The following is a 20,400-nucleotide window of genomic DNA, read 5'->3' on the forward strand; positions in this document are numbered from 1 at the left end:
ACCGCTGGTCAAATATTCGCCAAATGAAACGGAAGCTTCATCGCACTGTCATCGACGCCTGCTAGGCACGGCAAACAGCCGATGGCCATATCCGGATGCGACAACCCGTCGCTAGAATGCCCCCACACCCGCAAGACGAGAATTTCGCGATGCACGACTGGCTCAACAATCTGCCCAAGGCCGAACTCCACTTGCACCTGGAGGGCTCGCTGGAGCCTGAACTGATGTTCCGCCTGGCCGAGCGCAACAAGATCGCCCTGCCCTGGAACGACGTCGAGGCGCTGCGCAGCGCCTACAACTTCGGCAACCTGCAGGAATTCCTCGACCTCTACTATGCCGGCGCCGACGTGCTGCGCACCGAGCAGGACTTCTACGACCTGACCTGGGCCTACCTGCAGAAGTGCGAAGAGCAGAACGTGGTACATACCGAGCCCTTCTTCGACCCGCAGACCCACACCGACCGTGGCGTGCCGTTCGAGGCGGCGCTCAACGGCATCAGCGCGGCGCTGGCCGATGGCCGTGAGCTGCTGGGCATCAGCAGCGGGCTGATCCTCAGCTTCCTGCGCCATCTGCCGGAAGAAGAAGCCTTCAAGACCCTGGAACAGGCGCTGCCCTATCGCAATGCCTTCTTCGCCGTCGGCCTGGACAGCTCCGAGGTCGGCCATCCGCCGAGCAAGTTTCAGCGCGTGTTCGACAAGGCGCGTGGCGAAGGCTTGCTCACCGTTGCCCATGCCGGCGAGGAAGGCCCGCCGGAATACATCTGGCAGGCGCTCGATCTGCTCAAGGTCAGCCGCATCGACCATGGCGTGCGCGCCGCGGAAGATCCGAAGCTGATCGCACGGCTGATCGAGGAGCAAATTCCGTTGACCGTCTGCCCGCTGTCCAACACCAAGCTCAAGGTGTTCGCCGACATGCGCCAGCACAACATCCTCGAGCTGCTGGAGCAGGGCGTGAAAGTCACGGTGAACTCCGACGACCCGGCCTACTTCGGCGGCTACGTGACGGAGAATTTCGTCGCGCTGCACGAGAGCCTGGGGATGACCGAAGCGCAGGCTCGCCGCCTGGCGCAGAACAGCCTGGACGCGCGCCTGGCCTACTGAGCCATTCGTCGGCGCAAGGCCGACCTGCGACACCATGGCTCGCCACGCGGGCCGTGGCTGCGCCTAGACTGAGCGGCGCCAACTTGCGAGGAGATCGCCATGAACATTCTCGTCCGCCGCCTGACGCCCTATCCCGACAGCGCCTGGCAGGTCTGCCTGGACCGCCAGCGCGTCACCTTCCGCAGCGAGGCCGAGGCACGCGCCTTCGTCGAAACCCTGCAGCGACGCCTGCAGGCGCCGCATCGCCTGCCACTGAGCGCCTGATACTTCACTCCGTGCTGGCGCGCGCCGTGCCATAGGCGACGAGCGTCGCCAGCAGCCCGCACAGGCTCATGATTGCCGCCAGCGGCACCGCTGTGCCGTTGTGCAAAGCGCCTATCGCCGAAGCGGCAATCGCTGCGATGGCAAACTGCAGGCTGCCAAGCAGAGCCGAAGCACTGCCGGCATTGGCACGCTGGTCAGCCATGGCGCAGGCCGTGGCGTTCGGCAACAGACAGCCCAGGCAGGACACGCAGCAGAACAGCGGGATCAGCAACGGCCAGAGCGATTCGGGCTGCGCGGCGGCGACCGCCAGCAGCGCCAGCGCACTGCCGAAGAAGAACCACACCCAGCGCCGCACCCAGAATTCCGGCCCGCGCCAGCGCACCAGCCGCACGTTCACCTGCGCCATCAGAATGAAGCCCGCGGCATTGATGCCGAACAGCCAGCCGAAATGCTCGGGCTTGACGCCATACAGCTCGATGAAGACAAAGGGCGAACCGGTGATGTAGGCGAACATTCCCGCCATGCACAGCGCGCCGGTCAGCACGTGGCCCATGAAGAACCGATCGCGGAACAGCCGCAGGTACTGTCCCAGCGCACCGGACATCGGCTGGCGCGGCAGCCCGGCCGGATAGGTTTCCGGTAGCCAGAGCGTGACCGCCACCAGGCAGATTGCGCTGAACAGCGTCAGCAGGATGAAGATCGATGGCCAACCGAAGGTAGCCAGCAACGCGCCGCCCGCCACTGGCGCAAGGATCGGCGCCAAGCCCATCACCAGCATCAGCTGCGAGAACACCTTGGCGCTGGTCATCGGATCGCACAGGTCGCGCACCACGGCCCGCGCAACCACCATGCCGGCGCAGCCACCGAGCGCCTGCACGAAGCGCACGCCGATCAGCCAGTCCATGGACGGCGCGAAGGCGCTGGCCAGCGAGGCCAGGGTAAACAGCGTCACACCGACCAGCAGCGGCCCACGCCGGCCGTAGCGATCGGCCAGCGGGCCATAGACCAGCTGACCGATGGCCAGACCGATGAAATAGGCAGCCAGCGAAAGCTGTACGTGATCGACGCTGGTGCCGAACGACTCCGCCAGCAAGGGAAAGGCCGGCAGGTACATGTCGATGGCCAGGGGACCGAACGCACTGAGCGCGCCCAGGATGAGGAGAATCCGCAGAGACATCAGAAGCTCGCAAGCAGGAAAGAGAAGGTGGCGCGAGGGCCACTCGGTGGACCGTTACCTCGTTCGAGGGTTTGCACCGGCGTGCAAGATGCTGTTACATACACCGCCGCTTGTAAACATGCATCGCGACGAGATGCCTCGCTACACTGGTCGCCTCCAACGCTGCTGGATGCCCGAAGCAGCCGCTATCTGCCGAACCTGCCCCATGCGCCGAACCAAAGAAGAAGCCGAGAAGACCCGCATCGCCATCCTCGCCTCCGCCGAGCGGCTGTTTCTGGACAAGGGCGTAGCCCACACCAGCCTCGACCAGATCGCCCGGGATGCCGGGGTGACACGCGGTGCGGTGTACTGGCACTTTCAGAACAAGGCGCACCTGTTTCACGAGATGCTCAACCAGATTCGCCTGCCACCGGAGCAGATGAACGAGCGCCTCTGCACCTGCGATCAGCAGCAGCCGCTGCAATCCCTGATCGCCCTGCGCAACCTGACGGTCGAGGCCATCAGCACCCTGGCCAGCAACGAGCAGAAGCGTCGCATCTTCACCATCTTGCTGCACAAGTGCGAATTCACCGACGAACTGCGCGAAGCCGAGGAACGTCACCACGCCTTTATCAACCAATTCATCGACCTGTGCGAAAACCTCTTGCGCAACGCCTCGGCCTGCCTGCGACCCGGCGTCACGCCGCGGCTCGCCGCACTGTCGCTGCATGCCATGGTGGTCGGGCTGTTCACCGACTGGACGCGCGACACCGAGCTGTTCGCGCCGCAGGTCGATACCAAGGCGCTGATCGACCCACTGTTCCGCGGCCTGGTCCGCGACTGGCCGGACGATCCCGACCAGCCTGCCGCGTGAGCGATCAGCTCACCTGATAACCCTCTTCGCTGATCGCCTGGCGAATCGCCTGCTCGCTGGCGCTGCTCTCGACCTGCACGGTTCCGGCCGCCAGATCCACCTGCACCCGAGCCTGCGGGTCCAGCGCCTGGATGGCCTGAGTAACCGCACGCTCGCAGTGGCTGCAGGTCATTCCGCTCACGTTGAGTACTTGCATCGTCTCTCTCCTCGACTGGTAGATGCACGGATTCTCGACCTTGCCACCTGGGCAAGGTCAAGGCACCTGCTGTCGCAGATCATGGTGTTGACCTTGCCACAGGGTTAAGGTCGATCCTGCAGCCATCGCAACCCGAGGAGTCACAGCCATGTCCAGCGCCACCCATACGCTGCCGGTCAGCGGTATGACCTGCGCCAGCTGCGCCGGCCGCGTCGAACGCGCCCTGCTCAAGGTACCGGGCGTCGCCGCGGCCAACGTCAACCTGGCCAACGAACAGGTGCGTATCGAAGGCGATGACCTGGGTGTGGCAACGCTGATCGAGGCCGTGGAAAAGGCCGGCTACGGCGTGCCTATGCAGAGCATCGAGCTGAACATCGAAGGCATGACCTGCGCCAGCTGCGTCGGCCGGGTCGAACGCGCCCTGCTCAAGGTGCCCGGCGTGCGCAGCGCCGCGGTGAACCTGGCCAGCGAGCGCGCGCATGTCGAGGTGATCGGCACGCCCGCCCCCGCCGTGCTGATCCAGGCGATCGAGGCCGCCGGCTACAAGGCGAGCGCCGGCGACCAGCAGCGCCCCGAACAGGATGCCGCGCGACGCCTGCAGCGTGAACGCTGGGCGGTGATCGCCGCCCTGTTGCTGGCCGCACCGCTGGTGCTGCCGATGTTCGCCGAGCTGTTCGGCGGCCACTGGATGCTGCCGGCATGGATTCAGTTCCTGCTCGCCACGCCGGTGCAGTTCGTCCTCGGTGCGCGCTTCTACGTCGCCGGCTGGAAGGCGGTGCGCGCCGGTGCCGGCAACATGGACCTGCTGGTCGCCATCGGCACCAGCGCCGGTTACGGCCTCAGCCTTTATCAATGGTGGGCGACGCCGGCCGGGCAGATGCCGCACCTGTATTTCGAGGCCTCGGCGGTGGTGATTGCCCTGGTGCTGCTGGGCAAGTACCTGGAGAGCCGCGCCAAGCGCCAGACCAGCGCGGCGATCCGGGCGCTGGAAGCCTTGCGTCCGGACCGCGCGACACGGGTAGTCGAAGGCCGCGAGGAAGATGTTGCCATCGCCGCGCTGCGCCTCGGCGATCTGGTACTGGTCCGCCCCGGTGAGCGTTTCCCGGTGGATGGCGAAGTGGTCGAGGGCGAAAGCCAGGCCGACGAAGCGCTGATCAGCGGCGAGAGCCTGCCAGTGAACAAGGCGCCGGGCGACCGCATCACTGGTGGCGCGATCAATGGCGAGGGTCGGCTGCTGGTGCGCACCACCGCGCTCGGTGGCGAGACCGTGCTGGCGCGGATCATCCGCTTGGTGGAAGACGCCCAGGCGGCCAAGGCGCCGATCCAGAAGCTGGTGGACAAGGTCAGCCAGGTGTTCGTCCCGGCGGTGCTGGTGATCGCCGTGTTCACCCTGATCGGCTGGCTGCTCACTGGCGCGCCGGTCGAGGTCGCGCTGATCAACGCCGTGGCCGTGCTGGTCATCGCCTGCCCCTGCGCCCTCGGCCTGGCGACGCCGGCGGCGATCATGGCCGGCACTGGCGTGGCGGCACGCCACGGCATCCTGATCAAGGACGCCGAGGCGCTGGAAGTCGCCCATGCGGTGAATGCCGTGGCCTTTGACAAGACCGGCACGCTCACCTCGGGCAAGCCGCAGATCATCCACCTGCATGCCGTGGACGGCGACGAAGCGCGGATACTGCGCCTGGCCGGCGCCCTGCAGCGCGGCAGCGAACACCCACTGGCAGGTGCCGTGCTGGAACGCTGCGAAGCCGATGGCATCACGGTGCCGGATGTGCAGAAGAGCCAGGCCCTGAGCGGCCGCGGCATCGCCGGCACGCTGGACGGTCAGCAGCTGGCGCTGGGCAACCGGCGCATGCTCGAAGAGTACGGCCTGCAGCCTGGCGAGCTGCTGGACACCGCCCAGCGCTGGGAAGCCGAGGGCCGCACCCTCTCCTGGCTGGTGGAACAAGCGCCCGAGCCGCGCATCCTCGGTCTGTTCGCTTTCGGTGACAGCCTCAAGGACGGCGCCGCCGCGGCGATTGCCGGGCTCGCGGCGCGGCATATCCGCAGCCACCTGATCACCGGCGACAACCGTGGCAGCGCGCGGGTGGTGGCCGAAGCGCTGCACATCGATGACGTGCATGCCGAGGTGCTGCCGGCGGACAAGGCCGCCACCGTGGCGGAGCTGAAGAAGGGCGGCGCCGTGGTGGCGATGGTCGGCGACGGCATCAACGATGCCCCGGCCCTGGCCGCGGCGGATGTCGGCATCGCCATGGGCGGCGGCACCGACGTGGCCATGCACGCCGCCGGCATCACTCTGATGCGCGGCGATCCGCGCCTGGTGCCGGCCGCACTGGAGATCAGTCGGCGCACCTACCGCAAGATCCAGCAGAACCTGTTCTGGGCCTTTATCTACAACCTGGTGGGCATTCCGCTCGCCGCCTTCGGCTTTCTCAGCCCGGTGGTGGCTGGTGCGGCGATGGCCCTGTCGAGCGTCAGCGTGGTGAGCAACGCCCTGCTGCTGCGTTCCTGGAAACCGGAAGAATGATCGGGAGCACGCCATGAACATCGGTCAGGCCGCCAAGCACAGCGGCCTCACGGCGAAGATGATCCGCTACTACGAATCCATCGGCCTGCTCACGCCCGCCGGGCGCGGCGCCAATGGCTACCGACATTACAACGAGCGCGACCTGCACCAGCTGGCCTTCATCCGCCGCGCCCGTGACCTGGGCTTCTCGCTGGAAGAGGTCGGCAAGCTGTTGGCGCTGTGGCAGGACCGCCAGCGTGCCAGCGCCGACGTGAAGGCCCTGGCCGGCGCGCATATCGACGAGCTGAACCGCAAGATCGCCGAGCTGGTCGGCCTGCGCGACACGCTGCAGGAGCTGGTCGACCACTGCCAGGGCGATGATCGGCCGGACTGCCCGATCCTGCAGGGCATCGAGAGCGGCAGCTGCGTCCGCCCTGAGCAGGCGCCGTCACCGCTCACGCGCAACAAGACCTGACCGATCGGACAGGTCTGGTTCGGCGTTGGGGAGCGATCATCCGGCGCTACGACCGTTCCTCGCTTTACATTCAAGTTCGTATGCATCCGGCCGAAAGCGCTGCGGTATACGAGCCTCGCCTTGCGGCGTCGACTCGGACCGACTACTTCGCTTTCGCTTGGAGTGCCATGAACAACTGGTTTGCAAACATCGGGGTCAGCAGGAAGCTCACGCTGGGCTTCGCCACCGTCCTGATTCTCACCATCGTCCTCGCCTGGAACGGCTGGGCCAGCCTGGACAGCGTCATCCAGCGCAGCGGACTGATGACCGAAATATCCCAGCTGAACAAGACCCTCACCGACCTGCGCATCGCCCGCCTGCAATTCATGCTGGCCAGTGGCGACAACGAGTCCACCAAGCGGCTGGACAACAACCTGGGCATCTACCTCTCCCAGCAGACCAAGCTGCTGGAGACCTTCGAGCACCCGGACGACGTCGCCCAGCTGAAGGAACAGGCCGGCTACAACGCCCAGTACCAAAACTCGCTGGACGACATGCGCAAGGGCTACGCCCAGGCCAATGCCGCGCGCACCACCATCGACGGCGCCGCCGCGCGCCTGGCTGAGCTGAACGCAGGGGTGACCCGCCAGGTACTGCAGCTAGCGGAGTATGACGAGGGGCGCTTCGCGCAATTCCAGGCCATCACCCGCATCGAAGATGACGTGCAGCGCGCCCAATACCTGCTGCGCGTCTACATGGCGACTCCCGGTGCCGAGGCGGCGAAGGCAGTCTACGCACAACTGGATGCCGCCCAGGCCACGCTGGATCGCCATACCGCAGCGCTCGACGCCGACCACGCGGCGACGCTGCAGCAGATCCGTGCCGTGCTCGGCGAGTACCGCGGCGCCATCGAATCGCTGGAGAAGGCCACCCTGGCAATCGCCAAGGCGCGCCAGGAAATGACCGATCAGCAGAAGGAAATCGTCCGCATCAGCGACTCGCTCTACCAGCTTCAGCTCGACCTACTCGCCGTGGAAAGCGCCGCCGCGCGTACACGCCTGATCGTCAGCGCCTTGCTGGCGCTGGTGCTGGGCATCCTGGCCGCCTGGCTGATCACCCGGCAGATCATCCTGCCGCTGCGTGCCACCCTGGCCGACGTCGAGCGCATCGCCTCCGGCGACCTCAGCGCCACCGCACAGATCCAGCGCCGCGACGAGCTGGGCGTGCTGCAGCGCGGCATCCAGCAGATGGGCGCGACCCTGCGCGAACTGATCGGCGGCATCCGCGATGGCGTCAGCCAGATCAGCGCCGCCGCCGAGGAGCTTTCGGCGGTTACCCAGCAGACCAGCGCCGGCGTGAACAGCCAGAAGGAAGAAACCGACCAGGTCGCTACCGCCATGCACGAGATGTCGGCCACCGTTCAGGAAGTGGCGCGCAATGCCGAGCAGGCCGCGCTGGCCGCCACCGAGGCGGATGGCGAAGCCCGCGAAGGCGATCGCGTCGTCACCGAGGTGGTCACGCAGATCGAACGCATGGCCAGCGCCGTGGTGCGCTCCAGCGAGGCGATGACGGCGCTACAGGAAGAAAGCGACAAGATAGGCAGCGTGATGAACGTGATCCGTGCCGTGGCCGAGCAGACCAACCTGCTGGCACTCAACGCCGCCATCGAAGCCGCCCGCGCCGGCGAGGCCGGCCGCGGATTCGCCGTGGTCGCCGATGAGGTGCGCGGGCTGGCGCAGCGCACGCAGAAGTCCACCGAGGAAATCGAAGGGCTGGTCGCCGCGCTGCAGAACGGCACCCAGCAGGTCGCCTCGATCATGCACACCAGCCGCGACCTGACCGACAGCGGCGTCGAGCTGGCACGCCGCGCTGGCGCTTCGCTCGGCAGCATCACCCGCACCGTGTCGAACATCCAGGCGATGAACCAGCAGATCGCCGCGGCCGCCGAGGAACAGAGCGCGGTGGCCGAGGAGATCAGCCGTAGCGTGGTGAACGTGCGCGATGTGTCGGAGCAGACCGCCGCTGCCAGCGAAGAGACGGCCGCCTCGAGCACCGAACTGGCGCGTCTGGGTGGTCAGTTGCAGATGATGGTGAGCCGCTTCCGGCTCTGAGAAGAGGCACCGCGAGGCAGGCCCTGCCTCGCGGTGCAGCGATCAGCTGGCCTGGGATTGCAGGTAGTTCTGCAGACCGATGCGGTCGATCAGGCCGAGCTGCTGCTCCAGCCAGTAGGCGTGGTCTTCCTCGGTGTCGTGCAGCTGCAGCGCCAGCATGTCGCGGGTCGGGTAGTCACCGTGCTGCTCGGCCAGCGCGATGCCCTGGGCCAGCGCGGCGCGCACCTTGTACTCCAGCGCCAGGTCATTGCGCAGCATGTCCGGCACGGTGTGCCCCGGATTGATCGGCTCCGGCGTCATGTCCGGGGTGCCTTCGAGAAAGAGGATGCGCTGCAACAGTGCATCGGCGTGCTGCGTCTCCTCCTCCATCTCGTGATTGATGCGTTCATAGAGCTTGCTGAAGCCCCAGTCGGCGTACATCCGCGAATGCAGGAAATACTGATCGCGCGCCGCCAGCTCGCCGCGCAGCAGCTCCTTCAGATAGTCGATTACCGGTGCCTGGCCTTGCATTGCGTATTCCCCATGAGTGATGCGCCTTCAACAGCGGGCAAGCATCCCCGCTGAGTTCACGACGGTCAAGCGCTGCAAAGACGCAGCCGCTCATGCGTCAGTGTGGCAGAGCATTGGCGAAAATCGACCACCCGGTCACCCCGTTGGCAACAATTTGCCGCCGAACTCCTGCGCCGACCCAGGGCTCTACTGTCAGTCCCAACGGGCGTCAGCGCGCCCGCAACGCGAGCAGCCAGGAGCCCCGATGACGTCAACACGAGCATTTCCAGTGACCCTGGCCTGGTTGACGATCATCGCCTGCGCGCTGCCACTGCTCGGCGGCTGCTCCTCGGAAGCCGAGCCGGCACCCCAGCCGCCGCGGGTGGCGCTGGTCGAGCCGCTGCAGGCAGCCGAGCCGCAAGCCGAGGCACTGCGCTTCTCCGGCGTGGTGCAGAGCGTGACGTCCACGCAGCTGTCGTTCGAGGTGGCCGGGCGTATCGAGCGCATCCTCGTCGACGAAGGTACCCGCGTGATCCGAGGACAGCCGCTGGCACAGCTGGATCGCACCGACTACCGCCTGCAGCTGCGCGAAGCCGAGGCGCGCCTGCGTCAACTGGAGGCGGATCTGGCACGCAAGCGCACCCTGCTCGCCGAAGGCATCCTCGCGCCGGCCGCCATCGAAGCGCTGCAAGCCAACACGGTGGCGGCACGGGTGGCGCGTGACAGCGCGCAGCGCGATCTCGATCAGAGCACGCTGAATGCACCGTTCGACGGCGTGGTGGCGCGCCGTCTGGCCGAGCCGGACATGGTGGTCGCGGTGGGCACGCCGGTCTTCGAGATGCAGGACAACGGTCATATCGAAGTCGGCGTCGACCTGCCGGAAACCGCCGCCTTGAGCATTCCGCTCGGCCCCGGTCTGCAGGCCGAAGGCGAGCTGGTGATTGCCGATGTGCGCCTGCCGCTGCGCTACAAGGAACACAGCACGCAACCGCGTGAAGGCGCGCGGACCTACCGCCTGGTGCTGCAGGGCGAGCCGCCGGAGGAGTACAACCTGCTGCCGGGCATGGCCATGCGCGTCAGCATCAAACGTCCGCCGCAGCCGCAGAGGACCCACGACGCCTTCCGCCTGCCGCTGTCGGCGCTGCAGACCGGCAGCGACGGCCAGCACTTCATCTGGCAGGCGGACGATGGCCGCGCGCGGCGGCAGCCGGTGCAGCTCGAGCAGGTCGATGGCGATCAGGCGCTGATTCGCGGTGACGGTTTGCAGGCGCGGATGCCGATCATCGTCGCCGGCGGCAGCAAGCTGCACGAGGACCAGCCGATCGAAGCGCAGGAGCGGAACTGAGCCGATGGATTTCGCCCGCTACGCCATCACCCGGCCGGTCAACATCTGGATTCTGGTACTGATCTGCCTGCTCGGCGGCACCCTCGCCTTCTTCGAGATCGGCCGCCTGGAAGACCCGGAATTCACCATCAAGCAGGCCATCGTCAACGTGCAGTACCCCGGCGCCACAGCGCTGGAGGTCGAGCAACAGGTGACCGAACCGCTGGAGAGCGCGATCCAGCAGATGTCGCAGATCAAGGAGATCCGCTCGCGCTCGATGCCGGGCATCGCCGAGATTCGCGTGGAGATGCAGGACCGCTACGACGGCGATGCGCTGCCGCAGATCTGGGACGAGCTGCGCAACAAGATCAACGATGCCCAGGGCGACCTGCCGCCGGGGATCGAACCGCCGCAGGTCAACGATGATTTCGGCGACGTCTACGGCATCTTCTACGCGCTGACCGGCGACGGCCTGACGCTCAAGGAGCTGCACGAGACGGCCAAGGATCTGCGCCGCGCGCTGGTGGCCGCCGACGGCGTCGGCAAGGTCGAGATCGCCGGCGTGCAGGAAGAGCGCATCCTCGTGGAAGTCGACCAGGCGCAGCTGGCCGCGATGGGCATCGCCCCCGACGAGATCGCCGCGGCGCTGGCCGACACCGATGCCGCAGTGGATGCCGGCGGCGTGCATGCCGGCGAGTTTTTCGTACGCCTGCGCCCGAGCGGCGCCTTCGATTCGCTCGACGAGCTGCGCGCATTGCCGGTCGGCCAGGGCGCGCAGCGGGTCGAGCTGGGCGCCATCGCCAGGCTGTCGCGCGACTACGCCGAGCGGCCGCGGCAGATCATCCGCCACAACGGTCAGGCGGCACTGACCCTGGGTGTCAGCGGCGTCTCGGGCGCGAACATCGTCGAGGTCGGGCACAGCGTCGAGGCGGCGTTGCAGGCCATCGAACACCGCATGCCGCTGGGCGCTGAACTGCATCCGCTGTACGAGCAGCACCGGATCGTCGATGAGTCGGTCAACAGCTTCGCGCTCAACGTGTTCCTCTCGGTGGCCATCGTGGTCGGCGTGCTGTGCATCGCCATGGGACTGCGCGCCGGCATCATCATCGGCGCGGTGCTGTTTCTCACCGTGCTCGGCACGCTGCTGGTGATGTGGCTGGCGGGCATCGAGCTGGAGCGGATTTCCCTCGGCGCGCTGATCATCGCCATGGGCATGCTGGTGGACAATGCGGTGGTGGTCTGTGACGGCATGCTGGTACGCCAGCGCCAGGGCAAGAGCATCCTCGAAGCCTCACAGGAAACGCTGCAACAGACGCAGTGGCCGCTGCTCGGCGCCACCATCATCGGCATCCTCGCCTTCGCCGGCATCGGTCTGTCCCAGGACACCACTGGTGAGTTCCTCTTCTCGCTGTTCTTCGTCATAGCCGTGTCGCTGCTGCTCAGCTGGCTGCTGGCGCTGCTGCTGGTGCCGCTGTTCGGTCATTACATGCTGCGCAACGCCAAGACCGACGAGGATCCCGACGCCGCCTACAACGGCCCCTGGTACAACCGCTATCGGCGACTGGCCGTTGGCGTGCTGCACCGGCCCTGGCTGACCATCGGCGTGCTGGTCGTGCTGACGGTGATCAGCGCGGTGATCTTCACTCGCCTGCCGCAGAGTTTCTTCCCGCCTTCTAGCACGCCGCTGTTCTACGTCAACCTGTTCCTGCCGCAGGGCACGCACATTCGCGAGACCGCAGAGACCGCCTCTGACGTGGAGGCGTATCTGGCGGAGCTGGAGGGCGTCAGCGAAGTGTCCAGTTTCATCGGCGCTGGCGCCTCGCGCTTCATGCTGACCTATATGCCGGAGCAGCCGAATTCGGCACTGATGCACTTCCTCGTGCGCACCGAGGACGCCGAGCTGATCGCCGGGCTGGTGCGGCAGATCAACCAGCAGCTGCCGCAACGCTATCCCTCGGCCGACGTCTCGGCCGCGCAGTTCATGTTCGGCCCCAATGCCGAGGCCAAGCTGGAAGCGCGCATCAGCGGCCCGGACATCGAGGTGCTGCGGGCCATATCAGCCGAGGGTCGCAAGCGACTGCAGGACGAGGGCAAGGTGTTCAACGTGCGCGATGACTGGCGCCAGCAGGTGCTGGTGCTGCGCCCGCAACTGGCACTGGATCGCCTCGCCGATGCCGGCCTGACCCGCCAGGCCGTGGCGCGTGCCCTGGCCGCCGGCAGCGAGGGCCAGCGGGTCAGCCTGCTGCGCGAGCGTGACGAGCTGATCCCGGTATTGCTGCGCGCCGCGCCCGAGGATCGCATCGATAGCGGCGAGCTGCTGCAACGGCTGATCTGGAGCCCCGCCGGCACCGGCTACGTGCCACTGGCGCAGGTCGCCGATGGCGTCGAGCCGGTCAGCGAGGACAGCATCATCGTGCGCTACGACCGCGAGCGCACCATCTCCATCCGCGCCGAACCACGCGACGGCGAGAACACCAACGCGGCGCACGAGCGCATCCGCCCGCTGATCGAGGGCATCGAACTGCCGGTCAACTACAGCCTGAAATGGGGCGGCGACTACGAGCAGTCTTCCGAGGCCCAGCAGGCGCTGGCCAGCACGCTGGCGGTGCCCTACCTGGCAATGGTGCTGGTCACCGTGCTGCTGTTCGCCAGGGTGCGCCAACCGCTGATGATCTGGGCGGTGGTGCCGATGGCTATCTGCGGCGTGAGCTTCGGCCTGCTGCTCACCGGTCAGGCGTTCGGTTTCATGGCACTGCTCGGCCTGCTCAGCCTCACCGGCATGCTGATCAAGAATGCCGTGGTGCTGGTGGACGAGATCGACCGGCAGATCGACGACGAGGTGCCGCGCCTGACCGCTATCATCGAAGCCTCGGCGTCGCGCCTGCGCCCGGTGATGATGGCCGCCGGCACCACCGTGCTGGGCATGGTGCCGCTGCTGTTCGACCCGTTCTTCGCCAACATGGCAGTGACCATCATGGGCGGCCTGGGCTTCGCCACGCTGCTGACGCTGCTGGCCGTGCCCTGCCTGTACCTGCTGCTGATGAAAGTGCGCCAGGAGGAAACCGCATGACTGCCAAGGCCCTGGCCGCTCCGCTGCTGCTCGCCCTGGCCCTGGGCGCCTGCTCCAGCGCACCGCAGCATCCGGCGCCGCAACTGCCGGATACCTGGTTCAGCGCCGCCGGCAGCCACGCGGCGGATGCCGAGACGCTCGCCGCCTGGTGGCGCCAGTTCGACGACCCGCAGCTCACCGCGCTGGTCCACCGCGCCATGCAGCAGAACCACGATGTACGCCTGGCCATGGCGCGGGTCGACAGCGCCCGCGCGCAGCTGCGCCAGTCGCGCGCCGGCCTGCTGCCGAGCTTCGACCTGCCGGGCTCGGCTAGCCGCCAGTGGATCGAGAACGACCAGGACGCCGAACCCGACAGCCCACTGGCAGATTTCATCCCGGACGACGACGTGATCAGCTTCGATACCTGGGAGCTGGCGCTGCAGGCGACCTGGGAACTCGACCTGTTCGGCGCCACCCGCGCGCGGCGTGACAGTGCGGCCGAGCAACTGCGCTCGGCCGAGGCGCAGACGATCGCCGCGCGCTTGGCCGTGGCCTCGAATACCGCCCAGGGCTATCTGCAGCTGCGCGCGTTGCAGGGCCAGCGCGCGTTGCTGGTCGAGGGCATCGAAGTGGCGCGCGAGCTGGAGCGTATCGCCGGGCTGCTGTTCTACGCCGGCGAAGTGACCCGGCTGGACGTGGAAGCCACATCCGCCGAACGCGCATCGCTGGAAGCCGATCTGGACGAGCTGGACATCCACCTGGCCGAAGCGCAGCTGGCGCTGGATACCCTGCTCGCCGAGCCGCCGGGCAGCACCGCCACGCGGCTCGCCGCCAGCGCGCCGGTCCCGCTGGCGGAGCAGCGCATCGCTCCCGGCCAGCCCATCGACCTGCTGCGCCGCCGCCCGGACCTGATCGCCGAAGCGGCGCGGCTGGATGCCGCCGAACTGCAGGCACTGGCCGCCCGCCGCGACCTGTTCCCGAAACTGGCGGTGCAGGCTGCCGTGGGGCGCTCCGGCTTCGCCTTGGGCGACGCCGTTTCCAGCGCTTCGAACTTCGCCCGGGTCGGCGCCACGTTCGGCCTGCCGCTGCTGGACTATGCAAACCGTGGCGCCGCCATCGAACTGGCCGATGCCGAGGGCGAGACCGCCTACATCGCCTTCGAGCAGGCCCTGGCCCGGGCGCTGGAGGAGGTCGAACGCGGCCTGACACGCATTGCCGGCCAGCAACGTCGGCACGCCGCCCTCAGCCGCACCCGCGAGCACCGCGAGCGCGCGCACCGGCTGGCGCAGCGCAGCTACGAGTTGGGCGAGGCGAACCTGAGCGAGGTGCTGGACGCTCAGCGCGGCGCACTGCAGGCGCGCCAGCGGGCACTGGAAGGTCGCGCCGCACTGGCAACCGCGCAGGTGGCGTTGTACGTGGCACTGGGTGGTGGCTGGAACGCCGCGGATGGTGCGGCGGTCTCTGAGGATCAGTCAGCGCCCTGAGGGGTCGGTTGGTGACAATGCAAGCCGGCTGGCGCATGGGCTACTCGGCAGCGGGCGGGCCGAGTAGCCAAAACCATCACCCCTTCATCCAGGGCGGCTCGGGCGCCTCGTCCGGCTCGCCGTCTTCTGCGCCCCGCATGGCCTCCCGCCGCGCCTGTTCGGCCAGCGTCGCCTTGATCTCCCGCATCACCGCATCGATATCCGCCGCATCCTCCGGCTCGGCGAACTCGCCGGTCAGCTCGGTCTCCGGGGTCAGCTTGCCCTGCTGATAGAGCGCCCACATCTCCTTGGCATAGCGCGTGAACCTGAGCTCCGGGGCGAAGCGGCCGAAATAGGCCGACATGTTGCCGACATCCCGCTCAAGCATCTCGAATGCATGGTTGTTGCCCGCCGCGTCCACCGCCTGCGGCAGGTCGATGATGACCGGGCCGTGCTCGTCGAGCAGCACGTTGAACTCCGACAGGTCGCCGTGCACCAGCCCGGCGCAGAGCATCTTCACCACTTCATGGATCATGAAGGCATGGAATTCGCGGGCATCGTCCGGATGCAGGTCGACATCATTGAGGCGCGGCGCGGCATCGCCATCCTCGCCGGCGATCATTTCCATCAGCAGCACGCCGTCGAGAAAGTCGTAGGGCTTGGGCACCCGCACGCCGGCGTCCGCCAGGCGGAACAGGGCCGCCACCTCGGCGTTCTGCCAGTTCTCTTCCTTCTCCTTGCGCCCGTGCTTGGAGCCTTTGGCCATGGCGCGCGCGTCGCGACTGCTGCGCACCTTGCGCCCCTCCTGGTATTTCACGGCCTGGCGGAAACTGCGCTTGTTGGCTTCCTTGTAGACCTTGGCGCAACGCAGCTCATCGCCGCAGCGCACCACATACACCGCTGCTTCCTTGCCGCTCATCAGCGGCCGCAGCACCTCGTCGATCAGGCCATCCTCGATCAGCGGTTCGAGTCGTTTAGGCGTTTTCATCAGCGGCTTGCAGGTCCTTCGGTCAGGGGCGGTGTTGCAGGTTACGGCAATCACAAACCGGCTTCCATGCCTGCCATCGAGTTTGAAAGCGCGCTTTGGATTGGCGCACAGCACGTTCAGCGCCGACAATCGAGCCATTATTCCTTGGAGCACCGTCATGCTCGATGAAGACCGTTGCTGGCAGGCGCTGTGCGAGCGCGATGCCGCCTTCGATGGGCGTTTCGTTTTCGCCGTGCGCTCGACCGGCATTTTCTGCCGACCCAGCTGCCCGGCACGGCGCCCGGCGCGTGAGCGGGTGGCGTTCTACGCCGATGGCGAAGCAGCGCGAGTCGCCGGCTTTCGCCCGTGTCGACGCTGTTCGCCGCTGGGGCCGGGTCCGAGCCAGCAACTGGACGCGCTGGTCGTCGCCGCCTGCCGCCTGCTCGATGACGCCGTAACGCCGCTGACGCTGCCGCAGCTGGCCGCACGCATCGGCCTGTCACCGGCGCACCTGTCACGCGCGTTCAAGGCGCGCACCGGCCTGACGCCGCATGCCTGGGCCGCCGCGCGCCGGCGTGAACGCCTCGACGCCCAGCTGCCGAAAGCCGATTCGGTACTCGATGCCGCCCTTGCCGTCGGCTACTCCGGCACCCGTGGGCCCTATGCCGAGGCGCAGGCGCTGAGCCCGGCGCAGCGGCGTCGCAAGGGCGCTGGCGAAACCCTGCGTTACGCTATGGCCTCCTGCCCGCTCGGCCTGCTGCTGATCGCCGCCAGCGACAAGGGTCTCTGCGCGCTGTTGTTCGGCGATGATGAGGCCGCGCTGGAACAGGAGCTGCGCTCGCGCTTCGCCGCCGCCACGCTGCAGCGCGACCAGGCCGGACTGGGCAGTTGGTTGCAGGCGATCATCGGCCAGCTGGAGGAACCGCAGCGCGCCGCCCAACTGCCCCTCGACCTGCGCGGCACGGCCTTCCAGCAGCGCGTCTGGCAGGCGTTGCAGCAGATTCCAGCAGGCCAGACACGCCGCTACGGCGAGCTGGCGGCAAGCCTCGGCAGCCACGCCCGAGCGGTGGCGCGCGCCTGCGCCAGCAACCCGGTCGGCCTGCTGGTGCCCTGTCACCGCGTGGTTGGTAGCCAGAACGCGCTGACCGGCTACCGCTGGGGGCTGGCGCGCAAGGCGGCATTGCTCGAGCGCGAAGGGCAAGGCGAATCGGGAGCCTGAGCGGATTTCGGCGGTCGGATACTGCAGTACCGACCGCCGGAAGCCTGCCATGACCGAACTGAAGCGTTACCGCATCCACTACCGCATCAACGGCGAGCCCGCTTCGCTGCTGATGAGCTCGTTCGAACTACCCAGCCTGGAACAGGCCGAACTGGAGATTCTCCTGCACCATGTCCGCGAGCCGCGCGCCGCGATCGATGCGCCCTGGGAGAACCCGGTGCACCCCAGCGAAGCCAGCCGGCTGAGCGAACTGGGCGTCAGCGATGTTCAGATCGAAGAGGAAAACCGCTGACGAGGCTGTAGCATTGCCGCCCGTTCACCGCCGACCGTACGGAGTCTGCTCGTGCAGCTGATCGACACCCACACCCATCTCGATTTCGATCCGTTCGATGAGGACCGCGCCGCGGTGATCGCCCGCAGCCAGGCCGGCGGCGTCGAGCGCATCGTGGTACTCGGCGTACATGCCGCCAACTGGCAGCGGGTTTGGCAGCTGGCCGGTGACGAGCCATCGGTATACGCGGCGCTGGGCCTGCATCCGGTGTTCCTCGACGAACATCAGGACGCCCATGTCGAACAGCTGCGCGACTGGCTGGAGCGCTTGCGCGGCGAGCTGAAGCTCTGCGCCATCGGTGAGATCGGCCTGGATTACTACATCGACAATCCGGACGTCGAGCGCCAACAGCAGCTGCTCGAAGCGCAGCTGGCGCTGGCCGCGGAGTTCTCGTTGCCGGTGTTGCTGCACGTGCGTCGTGCCCATGCGCCGATGATCGCCACGCTCAAGCGCTACAGGCTCGAACGTGCCGGCGTCGTGCACGCGTTCAGCGGCAGCTGGGAAGAGGCACAGGAGTACCTGCGGCTGGGCTTCAGACTCGGCCTCGGCGGCGCCGGCACCTGGCCACAGGCGCAGCGGATGCATCGGGTGCTGCGACAGCTGCCGCTGGAGGCCATCGTGCTGGAAACCGATGCGCCGGACATCCCGCCGGCCGGGCATGCCGGCGAGCGCAACAGCCCGGAATTGCTGCCGGAAATCTGCCAACGCCTGGCCGACCTCAAGGGCATCGCCCCCGAAACGCTGGCCGCGGCCAGCTATCGCAACAGCTGCGAACTGTTCGGCTGGCGCTGAGCCGGCCCGTCAGACGCGGAAGGCAGCGATCAGCTGCTGCAGCTGGCCAACCAGCTGGCTCAGTTCGCGGCTCGCCTGCTCGGTATGCCCGGCACCTTCGGCGGTTCGCTGCCCGGCTTCGTTGATGGCGACGATGTTGCGATCGATGTCATGCGCCACCGCCGTCTGCTGCTCGGCAGCCGCGGCGATCTGCTGGTTCTGATCGACGATCAGCCCCACCGCGCCGAGAATGTTCTCCAGCGCCTGCTCCACCTGTGCCGACTGCCCGACCGTTTCCTCGGCCAGGGCATGACTAGCGTGCATGGTCTTCACCGCCGCGCCGACGCCGTTCTGCAGGCGCGAGATCATCTGCTCGATTTCTGCGGTGGACTTCTGCGTGCGTTGCGCCAGGCCACGCACCTCGTCGGCAACCACGGCGAACCCGCGGCCCTGCTCGCCGGCCCGCGCCGCTTCGATCGCGGCATTGAGGGCCAGCAGGTTGGTCTGTTCGGCGATCGCCTTGATCACGTCAAGGACCTGGCTGATCGCCTTGCTGTCGCCGGCCAGCTGATTGATCACCTCCACCGATTGCTCGATCTCGCTGGCCAACCGCTGGATGCCGCCGACCTGCGCGACCACCAGGGAACGGCCGCTTACGGTTTCCTCGTTGACGCTCTGCGCGCTGCCCACTGCGGCCTCGGCGCTGGTGGCGACCGCCTGGGCGGTGGCTGACATCTCGTTCATCGCGGTGGCCACCTGTTCGATCTGGCCACGCTGTTCGGATACCGTCTGGTTGCTCTCGCCGGATACGCTCTCCACCCGCCCGGCCTGGCGCTCCACCTCGGCAACGGTATGGCCGACGCGCTCGATCAGCTCACGGATCTGCGCCACCGTAGTGTTGAACACCTGGCCCAGCTCGCCGAGCTCATCGCGGCTCTGTACCTGATAGCGCGCGGTCATGTCGCCGGCGGCGACCTTGTCCATGATCCTGCCGAGACTGTGCAGCGAGGCGCGCGTCGAGGCGTAGAAGCCTGCATACAGATACGCCACCAGGCACAGCACCACCGCCAGTGCCGAAAGCAGCAGGGTCATGAGCAGGCGCTTCTGCTCCAGCCGCTCGGCAAGCTCCACCTCGAGGAAACCGAGAATGGCGTCGTTCAGCTCGTAGGTCTTGCCCATCTGCGCGCTGATGCGCTCGTAGAACTGCTCCCAAGGCAGGTCCAGCGCCTCGGCCATGATCACCTCGTCCTGCAGAATTTCGCTGCTCGCCTGCAGGGACTCACGACTGGCGGTGGCGAAGGCGTCGAGCCGGGTACGCGCGGCCTGGCTTGCGCCCAGGGCATCCTGCAACTGTGCGGCGTACTGCGCCTGCTGCTTTTCCAGTTCCAGCACGAGGTTGTCCAGCGTATTGCTGGCATCGGAGTTCAGGTAGCCCTGGCCGAACGTGTAGGAGCCCACCGCGCGCCCCTCGCCGAGCGATGCGCTGATGGCCGGGGTTACCGTGGTCAGCAGCTCGGCCAACAGACGGACCTCACGCTCGAGATCCTGGCTGAGGCCAGACTGGCCGGCGACGAGCTTGATCATCACCTGCGACTGGCCCAGCAGGGACTCGGCCATGGCTGCCTTGGACTGCAACGATTGCTCGGCCTGGGCGGCGTTCAGACCGGTCACCAGCTCGTCGCGACGGGCATTGAATTCGGCCACCAGCTCGGGCGCATCGCCGACCGGCGCGAGCGCCTGCAGCTGCGCCGTAAGCTCGCTTTCGACGCGGTTCAGGCGCGTCTGCAACGCCTCGACATTGCCGGTCTGGCCGATGATCGACTCGATGTGCACGAGGTCTTTCCAATCCTCCATGCTGCGCCGCACCTGCAGTGTCGAGCCGAGCAGCTCGAGACTCTGCAACTCGTTGCGGGTACCGACATACGCTCGGTACGAATCGCGCACCAGGTAGTAGTTGCTCAGCAGCATGGGAACGAAGAACAGGACGCTGACCAGACTGAACTTCATACCGAAGCTCAGGCGGTTCATGAACGCGATGGCGGGATACAACAGGCTATTCACACGACGTCTCCCAATTTTATTGGTATTGGCTTGCACGCAATTGCAACGCGCAGCAGGGCTCGTCA

Annotated in this window: 17 protein-coding genes and 1 pseudogene; 13 read left to right on the top strand and 5 right to left on the bottom strand. The window is 67.1% G+C overall.

Annotated elements, in window-relative coordinates:
• Positions 1-149 precede the first annotated feature (149 nt).
• Positions 150-1,100, top strand: a complete 951-nt coding sequence (locus tag HZR81_RS00600; RefSeq protein WP_063541959.1) for an adenosine deaminase — start codon at positions 150-152, stop codon at positions 1,098-1,100.
• 99 nt (positions 1,101-1,199) lie between these two features.
• Positions 1,200-1,364 (top strand): hypothetical protein, encoded by a 165-nt coding sequence (locus tag HZR81_RS00605; protein WP_166082458.1) that lies wholly within the window; start codon positions 1,200-1,202, stop codon positions 1,362-1,364.
• Positions 1,365-1,368: 4 nt separating this feature from the next.
• Here HZR81_RS00605 and HZR81_RS00610 read toward each other — a convergent pair whose 3' ends face one another.
• Complete coding sequence (locus HZR81_RS00610) at positions 1,369-2,541, bottom strand: Bcr/CflA family multidrug efflux MFS transporter (RefSeq protein WP_110775907.1); 1,173 nt, start codon at positions 2,539-2,541, stop codon at positions 1,369-1,371.
• Positions 2,542-2,746: 205 nt separating this feature from the next.
• Here HZR81_RS00610 and HZR81_RS00615 point away from each other — a divergent pair, with 205 nt between their 5' ends.
• Positions 2,747-3,394, top strand: coding sequence for a TetR family transcriptional regulator (locus HZR81_RS00615; protein WP_110775906.1), 648 nt, complete (start codon positions 2,747-2,749; stop codon positions 3,392-3,394).
• A gap of 4 nt (positions 3,395-3,398) precedes the next feature.
• On the opposite strand, the gene HZR81_RS00620 is transcribed toward HZR81_RS00615, so the two are convergent.
• The gene (locus tag HZR81_RS00620) at positions 3,399-3,590 is read right to left on the bottom strand and encodes a heavy-metal-associated domain-containing protein (RefSeq protein ID WP_500127057.1); all 192 of its coding nucleotides are present in this window, start codon (positions 3,588-3,590) and stop codon (positions 3,399-3,401) included.
• A 148-nt stretch (positions 3,591-3,738) separates the two neighbouring features.
• Between HZR81_RS00620 and HZR81_RS00625 the strand changes: the two genes are divergently transcribed.
• The 4 genes and pseudogenes from HZR81_RS00625 to HZR81_RS00640 all read left to right on the top strand — a co-directional run bounded on the left by HZR81_RS00625 (position 3,739) and on the right by HZR81_RS00640 (position 8,661).
• Positions 3,739-6,117 (top strand): heavy metal translocating P-type ATPase, encoded by a 2,379-nt coding sequence (locus tag HZR81_RS00625; RefSeq protein WP_500127058.1) that lies wholly within the window; start codon positions 3,739-3,741, stop codon positions 6,115-6,117.
• A 13-nt stretch (positions 6,118-6,130) separates the two neighbouring features.
• Positions 6,131-6,571, top strand: a complete 441-nt coding sequence (gene cueR / locus HZR81_RS00630) for a Cu(I)-responsive transcriptional regulator (protein WP_208216755.1) — start codon at positions 6,131-6,133, stop codon at positions 6,569-6,571.
• A 302-nt stretch (positions 6,572-6,873) separates the two neighbouring features.
• A pseudogene (locus HZR81_RS00635) lies at positions 6,874-7,758 on the top strand (methyl-accepting chemotaxis protein); the annotation flags it as partial.
• Positions 7,759-7,956: 198 nt separating this feature from the next.
• Complete coding sequence (locus tag HZR81_RS00640; RefSeq protein WP_500127252.1) at positions 7,957-8,661, top strand: methyl-accepting chemotaxis protein; 705 nt, start codon at positions 7,957-7,959, stop codon at positions 8,659-8,661.
• A 42-nt stretch (positions 8,662-8,703) separates the two neighbouring features.
• On the opposite strand, the gene bfr is transcribed toward HZR81_RS00640, so the two are convergent.
• Positions 8,704-9,171, bottom strand: a complete 468-nt coding sequence (gene bfr, locus HZR81_RS00645) for a bacterioferritin (protein ID WP_014819086.1) — start codon at positions 9,169-9,171, stop codon at positions 8,704-8,706.
• A 244-nt stretch (positions 9,172-9,415) separates the two neighbouring features.
• Between bfr and HZR81_RS00650 the strand changes: the two genes are divergently transcribed.
• From HZR81_RS00650 to HZR81_RS00660, 3 genes are read left to right on the top strand one after another with little or no spacing between them, the layout of a single operon-like run.
• Positions 9,416-10,495, top strand: coding sequence for an efflux RND transporter periplasmic adaptor subunit (locus HZR81_RS00650; protein WP_500127059.1), 1,080 nt, complete (start codon positions 9,416-9,418; stop codon positions 10,493-10,495).
• 4 nt (positions 10,496-10,499) lie between these two features.
• Complete coding sequence (locus HZR81_RS00655) at positions 10,500-13,544, top strand: efflux RND transporter permease subunit (RefSeq protein WP_500127060.1); 3,045 nt, start codon at positions 10,500-10,502, stop codon at positions 13,542-13,544.
• Entirely contained in the window at positions 13,541-15,007 is a 1,467-nt protein-coding gene (locus HZR81_RS00660) for an efflux transporter outer membrane subunit (RefSeq protein ID WP_500127061.1), read from the top strand. Before HZR81_RS00655 ends, HZR81_RS00660 begins: the two co-directional genes overlap by 4 nt.
• 76 nt (positions 15,008-15,083) lie before the next feature.
• Here HZR81_RS00660 and HZR81_RS00665 read toward each other — a convergent pair whose 3' ends face one another.
• A complete protein-coding gene (locus tag HZR81_RS00665) occupies positions 15,084-15,974 on the bottom strand; it encodes a PA4780 family RIO1-like protein kinase (protein ID WP_017244499.1) in 891 nt (296 codons plus the stop codon).
• Between the two features lie 157 nt (positions 15,975-16,131).
• On the opposite strand from HZR81_RS00665, the gene ada reads away from it, so the two are divergent.
• The 3 genes from ada to HZR81_RS00680 are packed head-to-tail and all read left to right on the top strand — an operon-like array spanning position 16,132 to position 18,295.
• Positions 16,132-17,172 (top strand): bifunctional DNA-binding transcriptional regulator/O6-methylguanine-DNA methyltransferase Ada, encoded by a 1,041-nt coding sequence (gene ada, locus HZR81_RS00670; RefSeq protein ID WP_500127062.1) that lies wholly within the window; start codon positions 16,132-16,134, stop codon positions 17,170-17,172.
• 49 nt (positions 17,173-17,221) lie between these two features.
• Positions 17,222-17,464, top strand: a complete 243-nt coding sequence (locus HZR81_RS00675) for a hypothetical protein (RefSeq protein WP_063541933.1) — start codon at positions 17,222-17,224, stop codon at positions 17,462-17,464.
• 51 nt (positions 17,465-17,515) lie between these two features.
• Positions 17,516-18,295: a TatD family hydrolase gene (locus HZR81_RS00680; protein ID WP_500127063.1), complete on the top strand. Its 780-nt coding sequence runs from the start codon at positions 17,516-17,518 to the stop codon at positions 18,293-18,295.
• Positions 18,296-18,304: 9 nt separating this feature from the next.
• Here HZR81_RS00680 and HZR81_RS00685 read toward each other — a convergent pair whose 3' ends face one another.
• Entirely contained in the window at positions 18,305-20,335 is a 2,031-nt protein-coding gene (locus HZR81_RS00685; protein ID WP_500127064.1) for a methyl-accepting chemotaxis protein, read from the bottom strand.
• Between the last annotated feature and the right edge of the window lie 65 nt (positions 20,336-20,400).

Origin of the sequence: Pseudomonas sp. LM13 (genome assembly GCF_041381355.1) — a bacterium.
Taxonomy (GTDB): domain Bacteria; phylum Pseudomonadota; class Gammaproteobacteria; order Pseudomonadales; family Pseudomonadaceae; genus Stutzerimonas; species Stutzerimonas frequens.

Coding starts and splice junctions, on each gene's coding strand:
- HZR81_RS00600 (WP_063541959.1), top strand. CDS start 150: ATGCACGACTGGCTCAACAATCTGCCCAAGGCCGAACTCCACTTGCAC.
- HZR81_RS00605 (WP_166082458.1), top strand. CDS start 1,200: ATGAACATTCTCGTCCGCCGCCTGACGCCCTATCCCGACAGCGCCTGG.
- HZR81_RS00610 (WP_110775907.1), bottom strand. CDS start 2,541: ATGTCTCTGCGGATTCTCCTCATCCTGGGCGCGCTCAGTGCGTTCGGT.
- HZR81_RS00615 (WP_110775906.1), top strand. CDS start 2,747: ATGCGCCGAACCAAAGAAGAAGCCGAGAAGACCCGCATCGCCATCCTC.
- HZR81_RS00620 (WP_500127057.1), bottom strand. CDS start 3,590: ATGCAAGTACTCAACGTGAGCGGAATGACCTGCAGCCACTGCGAGCGT.
- HZR81_RS00625 (WP_500127058.1), top strand. CDS start 3,739: ATGTCCAGCGCCACCCATACGCTGCCGGTCAGCGGTATGACCTGCGCC.
- cueR (WP_208216755.1), top strand. CDS start 6,131: ATGAACATCGGTCAGGCCGCCAAGCACAGCGGCCTCACGGCGAAGATG.
- HZR81_RS00640 (WP_500127252.1), top strand. CDS start 7,957: ATGTCGGCCACCGTTCAGGAAGTGGCGCGCAATGCCGAGCAGGCCGCG.
- bfr (WP_014819086.1), bottom strand. CDS start 9,171: ATGCAAGGCCAGGCACCGGTAATCGACTATCTGAAGGAGCTGCTGCGC.
- HZR81_RS00650 (WP_500127059.1), top strand. CDS start 9,416: ATGACGTCAACACGAGCATTTCCAGTGACCCTGGCCTGGTTGACGATC.
- HZR81_RS00655 (WP_500127060.1), top strand. CDS start 10,500: ATGGATTTCGCCCGCTACGCCATCACCCGGCCGGTCAACATCTGGATT.
- HZR81_RS00660 (WP_500127061.1), top strand. CDS start 13,541: ATGACTGCCAAGGCCCTGGCCGCTCCGCTGCTGCTCGCCCTGGCCCTG.
- HZR81_RS00665 (WP_017244499.1), bottom strand. CDS start 15,974: ATGAAAACGCCTAAACGACTCGAACCGCTGATCGAGGATGGCCTGATC.
- ada (WP_500127062.1), top strand. CDS start 16,132: ATGCTCGATGAAGACCGTTGCTGGCAGGCGCTGTGCGAGCGCGATGCC.
- HZR81_RS00675 (WP_063541933.1), top strand. CDS start 17,222: ATGACCGAACTGAAGCGTTACCGCATCCACTACCGCATCAACGGCGAG.